The following is a 10,463-nucleotide window of genomic DNA, read 5'->3' on the forward strand; positions in this document are numbered from 1 at the left end:
TCGAAATCACTCGGTGCATCAACGTCGCGGGGTGATTCAGCGTCGTCAGGATTCCAGGGCAGCTCAGCGTTCCAACTCACCTGCCTAACTGTACCCGGCCCCTCTGACACGTTCCCTCCGCAGCACCCCCTCTCCGCGAGAGCGGGAAATGTGTTGCTTCGGGGTGCTGAAGCAACGATTTTCTCGCTCTCGCGAGAAGCCTGAGGACGGAAGTTTAGGTGCGGGGCTTGCGGCGCAGGACGAGTAGGGTCGCGGTGACCGCGAGGAGCACGGCGCCGAGGGTGCCGCCGATCCAGGCGACCGTCGACGGGGAGCCGTCGGTGCCGGGATCTGAGGGCAGTGAGGTGCCGACATCCGATTTGGCAGCATCCGTTTCGGTGCCGCAGGTCGGTGCGGTGGCGACGCCCTCGGCGAGCGCCTGATCGGCCGCTGGCTGCCAGTCGAAGGTGAACTCGTCGGAGATCGCGTGGCCGTCGGTCGAGACTGTCTGCCAGATGACCGTGTACTCTCCGGCGGCGCCGAGCTGCGCCGAAGTCTCGACGGTGGCGCCGGAGACTGTTCCGCACCCGTCGCCATAGAAGAGTGGCGCGTCGGCCGGGCCGGTGATGACCAAGGCGCTGCCTGCGCCGGATCCGCCGAGATCGAGGAGCAGATCGTTCGTGGTGACCGAGAACACGCCGGGCTGCTCGGTCACGACCGCGTCGGCTGCCGGCGAGGATCCGACGACGTAGTTGTGCGCGGAGGCCGGGGCCGCAGCCCCGCCGAGCGCTACGACAACGACGACGCCCGCGAATGCTGCACGCGTCGCGCCGCGAAGCAGCGACCGACTCGCCCGACCGTCCCAGGTGCGAACATTCGCGGTTGTCGCGCCGCTGGGCGTTGTGTTGCCGCGCACGCTGCTAGACCGTCTGCTTGCGGCGGGCCGTGATGGCTAGCACGATGCTGATCGCTCCGACGACGAGTCCGCCAGCCCCCAGCACACGGGCGAGCACATCATCGGATGCGGTCGTTGTGTCGGTCGCGATCGCCGTCGTGTCGTCGTGCGTGGCGACTGTTTCAGCGTCGGTGTTGCTGTGCCCGTGCTCGTCACCGGTCGCCGCGGTCAAGGTGATGAACGGCGCCGGCAGGGCGGGTTCGTCTCCGCCGTCGATGGTGGACTCACTCCAGTTGGTTTCGCCCACCTCGCACGTCTGCAGCACGGGGAATTCGAGGGTTTCACCTTCGGCCTCGGCGGGCAGTTGCAGGCTCAGCGCGAAGGTGTCGCGAAAACCGTCCGGCAGCGGCGTCGTGGCCGTGTAGCTGACCTGGCCGACGCGCGTCGTGATTTCGTTGCCGTGACCGTCATCGATCGGGGTGGCCAGGTCGACATTGATTTTCTCGACCGTCCAGCCCGGATTAATGGTCGGTGACACGCTGAGGATGCTCTCGGGGATATCGATCGTCATCTGTGTGGTCGACGAGCCCTCGCAACCGTGCGCGGTCGAGAACGTGAGCACGATCGACGAACCGGCGGCCGTGCTGGTCGGCGTCGCACTGACGTGGGCACTCGCCGCGAGCGGGGACGCGAGCGCAAGCAGGGCTCCAGCAGTCAAAGCGGTGACGGTGAGAATGGGGGTCGTGTGCTTCATGATTATCCTTCAACGTGGGGTGCCCGGAGCAAACCGAACGGGGCCGACGAAGCCTCTGCTAATCGTTCGGTGCGGTGGGAAAAATGGTCTGGTGTGTTCGTCAGGCGGCGAGCGCGAAGGCCGGCGGGCCACGATGCCGCATGGCCGACAACACCAGAAGCAGATATCGCGGTGCGACCACCGGGGCCACGTTCCCGATGCGCTGCGGGGCAACGACCGGCACGGCCAGTTGAGCCGGCGCGAACAGGGTACGGATGCCCAGGCGAACGTTTTCGACCAGACCCCAGAACGCTCGCTCGGCGAATCGCAGCGCGAGAATCGTGACGATCGCCGCACCGACGTGAGCGAACCCCATGGCCCCGCCATCGTGTAAGTCGTGCGCGCTCGCGCCCAAAATCGTGGGGTCGATCAGACCGGGTAACGCCGCATGCTGATGGGTGCCCGATGCGGCAAGGGCATCAGCCCCGAGAGCACCATTCGGTGCTCCGAGCGAAAACAGTCCGTGAAAAACGACCTGGCTGATCAAAACAGATGCAGCACCCCGCCAGAAAGACAGCGTGCGGCCGGCCAGCGCGACGCAGACCATGCCGGTGAAGGCGAGTGACACGACGACGGCGAGTAGTCCGGGCGCGAGACCACCACCGAGGGTGTGCGACAGCGCGGCGACAAAGGTAGAAAACACGGCGACGATCCAGCCGCGCGCAAAGCGGGCCCAGCGTGTGTGCATCTCGACCCCTCTCCGCTTGTTTCCAGAGTAGCCGACCGACCCTGCAAAAATACTGGCTCGGGCGCCACCCTTGGGGTGGGGGCCGAAGTGCGCGGGCTAGTAGACGAGCACCCCGATCGGGCGCGATATCGATGCGCCCAGGGCGTCGCTATCGCCATAATGCGCGGTCAATTTGTGCACGCCGCGGCTCAGCCCGGTGATGCCCGTCGTCACGACTCCGTCATGCTGCGATGTGAACAGCCTGGTCTTGACGAGCTCACCCCGGTCGTGCACCTGGATGGTTCCGGTCGGCACGGTGCCGTCGTTGTGATGCCCAGGACGACCGGCCCACCGCTGATAAGGATCGGGATCGAGAACTGCGTTCCCAAACCGCTCACATCGAACATGATCTCGTTCGTGGCGGATTCGACCTTTCCTGTGGCGGCGCCCTCGTGCAGGAACAGGATGACGACATCCGCTTCACCGTTGGCGGCATCGCCGTCGTGAAGATCAGTAAAAATCCGAAGAACAGCAGGGTGAAACTTGCGACGGCTCGATGACGACGTCGTGTGGTCGCTGGGGAGATTGCGGGGTGGACTAATCGATCGAGGTACGTTGTGCTCGGGTCAAGATCGCGCTCCTTGTTGAGAATGACTCTGCTACGGCCACAGTGAATATAGGGGCAACACGGCACGTGGCCCAGGGCAAGCACCTTTTCGCAAGCGGATGACGCAGCACCCGCTTGCGCGATCAATGAGGGTCAGGCACGGCCCGTGAAGGCGGGTTTGCGCTTCTCCTGAAAGGCAGCAAAGCCCTCGCGATAGTCGCTGGTGGCGCACAGCGCGGCCTGGGCCGCTGTCTCGTCGCTCAGGCTCTGCCAGAGTCCGAGGCGCTCGTCGCGCAGCGACTGCACGAGCGCCTTGCTTGCCAGAAATGCCTGGGTAGCACCAGCTGCCGTGCGCGTCGCCGCCTGCACGGTCGCCTCGGTCAGCTCCGCAGCTGGAAAGACCTGGCTGAACAGGCCGCCGGCGACGGCTTCAGCCCCAGACATGAGGCGTCCGCTATAGATCAGGTCGAGGGTGCGGTGTGCGCCGAGGCGTTCCAGAAACAGGGCGTGCCCGCCGGAGTCGAGGGTGGCGCCGAGATTCGCGAACGGTGAGCCGATCTTGGCGGTGTCGGCAACGTAGACGACGTCGGTGGCGATGAGCAGGCCGAGTCCGACTCCAAGGCAGGCACCGTGGGCGGCCGCGTAGGTCGGTGCCGGAAACTGGCTCATGCGCTGCAACAGCGGGGTGACGAGATCGCCAAGGTAGCCGAGCACGTCGTCGGTGCGCGGATCGACGCCTGCAATATCCCGCCCGGCGCAGAACGCCCGCCCCTCACCGCGCAGCACGAGTGCCCGCACGCCGGCCCGCTCGGCGGTCTGGTAGGCCGCGTCGAGTTCAACGATCGCGGCTTCATCGAGGGCGTTGAGCTTGTCGGGTGCGTTCAGCACCACGTGGGCGACGTCGTTGTCTATCGAGAGGTCAATCACGGCATCCGCTTTCTTGGTGTTAGCGCGTTAGACGTCATAGTCGACCACGACGGTGTCTGTGGTCGGGTGCGACTGGCAGGTCAGGACGTAGCCGCGAGCGAGTTCTTCGGGCTCGAGCGCGTAGTTCTCGGTCATGGTGACGTCTCCGCCGACCAGTTTGGCGCGGCAGGTACCACAGACTCCGCCGGCGCAGGCGAACGGCACGTCGGGACGCACGCGAAGGGCAGCGTTCAGGATGCTCTCGTTCGCGTTGACCGGGGTGGTGACCGTGTTGCTCTGGCCGTCGAGCGTGAACTCGATCTGGAACGTCTTGTCACCCGCGCCGATGATGACCGGCCGGCCTCGATCACCACGGGCCGCCGAGGGCTCGCCGGTGGTGAACAGTTCGAAGCGCACATGCGAGCGATCGACGCCGGTGCTTTCGAGGGTGTCGCGGCAGAGCTGCACGAGTTCGAAGGGGCCGCACAGAAACCATTCATCGACCGTGGCCGGACGCAGAATGGTGTCGAGCATACGTCGAAACTTCTTCTCGTCGATGCGGCCAGACAACAGTGTTGAAGAGCGCTGCTCGCGGGAGAGCACGTGATAGAGCGCGAGGCGGGCCGGGTAGCGGTCCTTCAGCTCGGCCAGTTCGTCGAGAAACATCACGTCAAGCGCGGTGCGGTTGGTGTATACGAGGGTGAACATCGACGTCGCGGAGGCGGCGAGCACTGTGTGAGCGAGCGCCATGAGCGGGGTGATTCCCGAGCCAGCGGCCACGCCGACGACGTGCTTGTAATCGAGGTCTTTCAGCGTTGTAGTGAAGCTACCCTGCGGGCTCATTACGTCGATTTCGTCGCCGGCGTGCAGTTCGCTGTTGGCCCAGGTCGAGAAAAGACCACCGAGGTCACGTTTGATCGCAACGCTGATTTCACCTGCTGTTTCCGGCCGGCAGATCGAATAGCTGCGGCGCAGTTCCTGGCCGTCGATCATTGCGCGCAAGGCGAGATGCTGGCCGGGCAGGTAGCCAAAAGCTCCTTGGAATTTGGGCGGAACGGTGAAAGTGACCTCGACGCTGTCCGCGGTGAGCGGTCGCACTTCGGCCACGGTCAGGGTGTGGAAGCGCGCGCGGTGCTTGACCGGCGCCCGGGTAGTGGCGCTCTGGTTCGTGGATTCGAGACGTGTTGCAGCCATTAGAGCACCTTGAAGTAGTCGAACGGCTCGAGGCAATCTCGGCATTCGTAGAGGGACTTGCAGGAGGTGGAGCCAAAGTGAGCGAGCTCGCGAGTGTTCAGCGAGGAACAGCGCGGGCATTTCACAGCCATTTTCAGGCGGATCGGGCCGGTCGGACCTGAGCCGCGTACGGTCGCATGCCCGGTCGGAGCCGCGATGCCATACTCACGGAGCTTGTTCTGGCCGACCTCGCTCATCCAGTCGGTGGTCCATGCCGGGCTGAGCACCAAGCGAACCGAGACGTTCTCGTACCCGGCGCTCGTGAGCGCCGTGAGAACGTCGTCGCGCATGGCGTCCATCGCGGGGCATCCGCTGTAGGTCGGGGTCAGGGTGACGGCAACCGCGTCGCTGGTGACGTTGACCGAGCGCAGCACGCCAAGATCCTCGATGGTGAGCACCGGAATCTCGGGGTCGACGACCTGGGCGGCAATCGCCCAGGCAGCCAGCGAGGCCGCATCGAAGGGACGCGGGCGCGCCAGGGATTCGTGCGCGTCGATGGTCACCAGGACGCTCCGGGGTGGGCGCGGGTGAGTACCTGCATTTCGGCCAGCAGAAAGGCCAGGTGTTCGGAGTGCCGGCCGATGCGGCCACCGCCGGAGGCGACAAATCCGCGCGGAATTTCAAGTTCGGCTTCGGCGAGCACCGGCGCGATGGCGGAGTCGAACGCGGGGCGCAGGGTCGACGGGCGAACCGCGATTCCTTCGAGGCTGTCGATGAGTGGGTCGTCGCGAAAGATCTCTTCGACGTATGGCCAAAGATCGCTCAGGGCGGTGATCATGCGGCGGCGGGATTCGTCGGTGCCCTGCGCGAGGCGCAGTACCCACTGGGTGGAGTGGTCGCGGTGATAATCGACCTCCTTCACCGCTTTGGCGGCGATTGCGGCGAGGGTCGCGTCAGCGGATGCCCGCAGCCGACTGTACAGCTCGAATAGGTAGTGGGACACGACGAATTGGCGCGCGATCGTGTGAGCGAAGTCGCCGTTGGGCTGCTCGACGATGTGCAGGGAGCGAAAATCCGGCTCGGTGCGCCAGTAAGCGAGGTCGTCTTCGGTGCGGTTCGTGGCGGTGCCGGCGTAGTGAAGCAGCGACCGGGCGTGCCCGATCAGGTCCAGGGCGACATTGCCGAGGGCAACGTCTTCTTCAAGCTCGGGAGCGCGGGATATCCAGGCGCCGAGTTGCTGGGACAGGATAAGCGAGTCATCGCCAAGCCACAGGGCATATTCCGCGACGTCGGGGGTAGCGACGGACGGGCCCTCGATCAACTCGGCGTCGAGGGTGGTAACGTCGACGGCGACGTGGCCGTGAACATCCGCTTTACTGTCGTCACCACTCATAGGTTGGCTCGTCATAGGTGCTTCACGCCCTCGCTCTTGGAGTAGTAGCTCGCGTGGCGGTAGTTCTTACCGGCGGGCGATTCGAAGAACGCGCCCTTGGCGTCTGGGTCACTCGTGGTGATGGCGGCGGCGGGAACGACCCAGACCGAGACGCCCTCACTGCGGCGGGTGTACAGGTCGCGGGCATTGCGCACGGCGAGGGTCTCGTCGGGGGCGTGCAACGAGCCGACGTGCACGTGACTGAGCCCACGGTTGGAGCGCACGAAAACCTCCCAGAGGGGCCAGATTTCTGCTGCTGAGTCGCCAGGAGTGGTCATGAGGCTGCCATTTCTTCAGTTCGTGCGGACTGTTTACGTGCATAAGCCGCGGCTGCTTCGCGCACCCACTTGCCCTCGTCGTGGGCGTCGCGACGACGCTGCAGGCGCTGGGCGTTGTTCGGGCCGCGGCCGGCGAGCACCTCGTGGAACTCGGTCCAGTCGATCACGCCGAGATCCCACTGCTGGGTTTCCTCGTTGAAGTGCAGGTCGGGGTCCGGCAATGTAATGCCGAGCACGGCCGCCTGCGGAACAAGCATGTTCACGAACCGCTGACGCAGCTCATCATTGGAGTGACGCTTGATCTTCCAGGCCATCGACTGCGCTGAGTTGGGTGAGTCATCGTCGGGTGGGCCGAACATCATCAGCGCGGGCCAGTACCAACGATCGACCGAATCTTGCGCCATTTGGCGCTGCTCATCGGTGCCCTGCATGAGCTCGAGCAGTATTTCGAAGCCCTGACGCTGGTGGAAAGATTCTTCCTTACAAATACGCACCATGGCACGGCCGTACGGGCCATAACTGGCCCGGCATAGCGGTACTTGATTGCAGATGGCAGCGCCATCGACGAGCCAGCCGATCGAGCCCATGTCAGCCCAGCTCGGGGTTGGGTAGTTGAAGATCGAGGAGTAGCGCGCCTTGCCGGCGATGAGGGCATCCGTCATGTCATCGCGGGTAGCGCCGAGGGTCTGCGCGGCGGAATAAAGATAGAGGCCGTGACCCGCCTCGTCCTGCACCTTGGCCATCAGGATGGCTTTGCGCTTGAGGCTCGGGGCGCGAGTGATCCAGTTCGACTCGGGCTGCATACCGATGATCTCGGAGTGCGCGTGCTGCGAGATCTGGCGCACGAGCGCCTTGCGGTACCCCTCGGGCATCCAGTCGCGCGGCTCAATGCGCGAATCGGCTTCAATCAAGTCGTTGAACTGCTGTTCTTCGACACTGATTGCAACGGATGCGCTCGTATCGGGCGTGATGGTGCTTGTCATCATCGGCTCCTGGTCTGCGTTGACTGCGGTGGTCGGATCTTTGTCGTGTGCAAGCTGGCGACGCTAAGGTAATGCACGTCGAGAATTTCGCGCACTGAACGGCCTTCTATTACCAACCGATCGTTCAGTTAGTATATAGTCTCATTATTGGGCGGGCAACCCCCGCTTGAACGGCAACTCAACGAGGAGATCCGAATGACGGAAGCACCGCCCGCCGGCAGCCAGGCCATGATGCAGCGCGACCGGGCATCCGCTTCTCTCGGAATGATCGTGCGCCGTAACGAGCCGGGCCACGCGGTGGTCTCGATGATGGTGCGCGACGACATGCTCAATGGTTTCGATGTCACCCACGGCGGTTTCATCTTCGCTCTCGCCGACACGGCCTTCGCCATTGCCTGCAATGACTCGCATCACGTGACGCTCGCGGCCGGCGCCGACATCACCTTTCTAAAGCCGACCACGAGCGGCCAGAACCTGACCGCAACCGCGCTGTTGCGGGTCAAGAGCGGCCGAAGCGGCATCTACGACGTGCGGGTGACCATCGACGACGACGTCACGGTCGCCGAATTTCGCGGCCGAAGCCGCACCACCAACTTGCCCGTTCCCGCTCGCAACCACCTCTAACCCTTCCGGAAGGCACCATGTCAACGCTGACCAAGACCCGTCTGCACGCACCGGCACTAGCGGAGCTCGACGCGGCAGAACGGATGTCCCGCGACGAGATCCGCGCGCTGCAACTGATTCGCCTCAAGCACACCGTGCGGCATGCATACGAGAACGTACCTCTATATACACGCAAATTTGATGCTGTCGGCGTACACCCCGACGATATCCGCACCCTCGAAGACGTGACGCTGCTGCCCTTCACAACCAAGGAAGATCTGCGCGTCTCTCACCCGTTCGGCATGTTCGCAGTACCGATGGACCAGGTCGCACGCATTCACACGTCGTCGGGCACGACCGGCCTGCCGACCGTAGTCGGTTACACCAAGAATGACCTCACGATGTGGGCGGGGCTGGTCGCCCGCAGCCTGCGCGCCTCGGGTGTTCGCCCCGGAATGAAAGTGCACAACGCTTACGGCTACGGCCTGTTCACCGGGGGACTGGGCGCCCACGCCGGCATCGAAGCACTCGGTGCCTGCGCCATTCCCATCTCGGGCGGACAGACCAATAAGCAGGTGCAGATGATCACGGACTTCGAACCGGACGTCATCATGTCAACACCGAGCTACCTGCTCACGATCACCGACGCCATGGTGGCCGCCGGTCTCGATCCGCGCCGTTCCAGTCTCAAGGCCGGCGTGCTCGGTGCCGAACCGTGGACCAACCAGATGCGACTCGAGCTGGAAGACCGACTCGACTTCGATGCACTCGACATCTACGGCCTCAGCGAGGTTATGGGCCCCGGGGTCGGTAATGAGTGCATCGAGTCCAAAGACGGCCCGCATCTCTGGGAAGATCACTTTCTGCCGGAGATCATCAATGGTGACAGCGGACACAGCCTGCCAGACGGCGAAACGGGCGAACTCGTATTCACGTCGCTGACCAAGGAGGCGTTTCCGGTCATCCGTTATCGCACCAAGGACCTGACCCGATTGCTTCCCGGTAGCGCTCGGCCAGGTATGCGCCGCATGGAGAAGATCACCGGTCGAAACGACGACATGATCATTCTGCGCGGGGTCAACCTGTTTCCTACCCAGATCGAGGAGATCGTGCTCGGCATCGAACACCTCTCGCCGCACTTCGTGCTGGAACTGACCCGACCGTCCCGCATGGACGAGCTCACCGTGCGCATCGAACGGCACGAACACGCCGACGATGCCGCCTCCGCGGTCGCCCGCGTCCTGCTTATTGCCCTAATCAAGGACCGGATCGGGTCGAGCGTCAATGTGCTCATCGTTGAACCCGGAACCCTCGAGCGCAGCACCGGAAAGCACAAGCGCGTATACGACCTGCGCTAGTTTGTCGTAGCCGGCCCCCTGCGTGAGAGACTCAAGACCTATGTCTGACCTACACACCCCCAAGCGCGGGCGCCCCGGCTACGACCAGCGCGCCATCCTCGAGATCGCCGTTACCGCATTCAATGAATTTGGCTACGACGCCACCTCGATGGGGGTGCTCGCGACACGCCTGGCCCTATCGAAAGCAGCCATTTACCACCATTTCTCCTCGAAGGATGAAGTGCTGCAACTTGCCCTCGACGAGGCGCTCAACGGCCTCGAGGGCGTTCTGCTGGAGTCCGGTGCACTGACCGGCAGCGCGATCGACCGCCTGGCCCATGTGCTACGCGGTGCCGTGCACATTTTAACGTCTCGGCTGCCGTATGTAACCCTGCTGCTGCGTGTGCGTGGCAATACGGAGGTCGAGCGCCTGGCGCTCACCCGTCGCCGTGCCTTCGACCGAGCGGTCTCTGCGCTGGTCATCGAAGCGCGTGATGAGGGCTCATTGCGCAGCGACATCGACCCGCGCGTCGTCACGCGCCTACTCTTCGGCATGGTCAATTCGATCGCCGAGTGGTACCGCCCCGAAGGCCCCGAAGACGCCGGCCACCTCGCGGACGACGTGCTAGCCGTAGCCTTGGACGGCCTGCGCCGCCGCTAGCTCTCTGACGACGAGAGGCCATGCACATTGTGCATGGCCTCTCGCGCTCTATCTGGTTAACAGAAAAAGCCACCCGTGGGTGGTGTGTTAACGCAGAAAGGCCACCCGAGGGTGGCCTTTCTGGTGTTTCTAAGTTAAGTCCGGCGGTG

Annotated in this window: 13 protein-coding genes; 3 read left to right on the plus strand and 10 right to left on the minus strand. The window is 64.0% G+C overall.

The annotated features are described in order from the left end of the window. Nucleotides 1-214: 214 nt before the first annotated feature. The 10 genes from CXY71_RS13485 to paaA all read right to left on the minus strand — a co-directional run bounded on the left by CXY71_RS13485 (nt 215) and on the right by paaA (nt 7,716). On the minus strand, nt 215-895 hold the full coding sequence (locus CXY71_RS13485) for a copper resistance CopC family protein (RefSeq protein ID WP_104136232.1): 681 nt from the start codon (nt 893-895) through the stop codon (nt 215-217). Nucleotides 896-899: 4 nt separating this feature from the next. Then, nucleotides 900-1,628, minus strand: coding sequence for a YcnI family protein (locus CXY71_RS13490; protein WP_104136234.1), 729 nt, complete (start codon nt 1,626-1,628; stop codon nt 900-902). 100 nt (nt 1,629-1,728) lie between these two features. Further along, nucleotides 1,729-2,355 carry a hypothetical protein gene (locus CXY71_RS13495; protein WP_104136237.1) on the minus strand — a complete coding sequence of 209 codons (627 nt, stop codon included), beginning with the start codon at nt 2,353-2,355 and terminating at the stop codon, nt 1,729-1,731. A gap of 96 nt (nt 2,356-2,451) precedes the next feature. Next, nucleotides 2,452-2,649, minus strand: coding sequence for an Ig-like domain-containing protein (locus CXY71_RS21145; RefSeq protein WP_104136239.1), 198 nt, complete (start codon nt 2,647-2,649; stop codon nt 2,452-2,454). A 445-nt stretch (nt 2,650-3,094) separates the two neighbouring features. After that, entirely contained in the window at nt 3,095-3,868 is a 774-nt protein-coding gene (locus CXY71_RS13505; RefSeq protein ID WP_104136242.1) for an enoyl-CoA hydratase/isomerase family protein, read from the minus strand. A gap of 27 nt (nt 3,869-3,895) precedes the next feature. Further along, on the minus strand, nt 3,896-5,041 hold the full coding sequence (gene paaE, locus CXY71_RS13510) for a 1,2-phenylacetyl-CoA epoxidase subunit PaaE (RefSeq protein ID WP_104136243.1): 1,146 nt from the start codon (nt 5,039-5,041) through the stop codon (nt 3,896-3,898). Further along, nucleotides 5,041-5,577: a 1,2-phenylacetyl-CoA epoxidase subunit PaaD gene (gene paaD / locus CXY71_RS13515; protein ID WP_233198310.1), complete on the minus strand. Its 537-nt coding sequence runs from the start codon at nt 5,575-5,577 to the stop codon at nt 5,041-5,043. The genes paaE and paaD overlap by 1 nt, the downstream gene beginning before the upstream one ends. A gap of 2 nt (nt 5,578-5,579) precedes the next feature. Beyond that, the gene (gene paaC, locus CXY71_RS13520) at nt 5,580-6,428 is read right to left on the minus strand and encodes a 1,2-phenylacetyl-CoA epoxidase subunit PaaC (protein WP_233204636.1); all 849 of its coding nucleotides are present in this window, start codon (nt 6,426-6,428) and stop codon (nt 5,580-5,582) included. Next, nucleotides 6,425-6,730 (minus strand): 1,2-phenylacetyl-CoA epoxidase subunit PaaB, encoded by a 306-nt coding sequence (gene paaB, locus CXY71_RS13525; RefSeq protein WP_092106867.1) that lies wholly within the window; start codon nt 6,728-6,730, stop codon nt 6,425-6,427. Before paaB ends, paaC begins: the two co-directional genes overlap by 4 nt. Continuing rightward, entirely contained in the window at nt 6,727-7,716 is a 990-nt protein-coding gene (paaA, locus tag CXY71_RS13530) for a 1,2-phenylacetyl-CoA epoxidase subunit PaaA (RefSeq protein WP_104136248.1), read from the minus strand. Before paaA ends, paaB begins: the two co-directional genes overlap by 4 nt. A 192-nt stretch (nt 7,717-7,908) precedes the next feature. On the opposite strand from paaA, the gene paaI reads away from it, so the two are divergent. From paaI to CXY71_RS13545, 3 genes are read left to right on the plus strand one after another with little or no spacing between them, the layout of a single operon-like run. Beyond that, entirely contained in the window at nt 7,909-8,337 is a 429-nt protein-coding gene (paaI, locus tag CXY71_RS13535; protein WP_104136250.1) for a hydroxyphenylacetyl-CoA thioesterase PaaI, read from the plus strand. Nucleotides 8,338-8,354: 17 nt separating this feature from the next. After that, nucleotides 8,355-9,674: a phenylacetate--CoA ligase PaaK gene (gene paaK, locus CXY71_RS13540; protein ID WP_104136253.1), complete on the plus strand. Its 1,320-nt coding sequence runs from the start codon at nt 8,355-8,357 to the stop codon at nt 9,672-9,674. A gap of 40 nt (nt 9,675-9,714) precedes the next feature. Then, nucleotides 9,715-10,314: a TetR/AcrR family transcriptional regulator gene (locus CXY71_RS13545; protein WP_104136255.1), complete on the plus strand. Its 600-nt coding sequence runs from the start codon at nt 9,715-9,717 to the stop codon at nt 10,312-10,314. The last annotated feature ends 149 nt before the right edge of the window (nt 10,315-10,463 follow it).

Origin of the sequence: Cryobacterium sp. Y62 (genome assembly GCF_002929785.1) — a bacterium.
Classification (GTDB): Bacteria; Actinomycetota; Actinomycetes; order Actinomycetales; family Microbacteriaceae; genus Cryobacterium.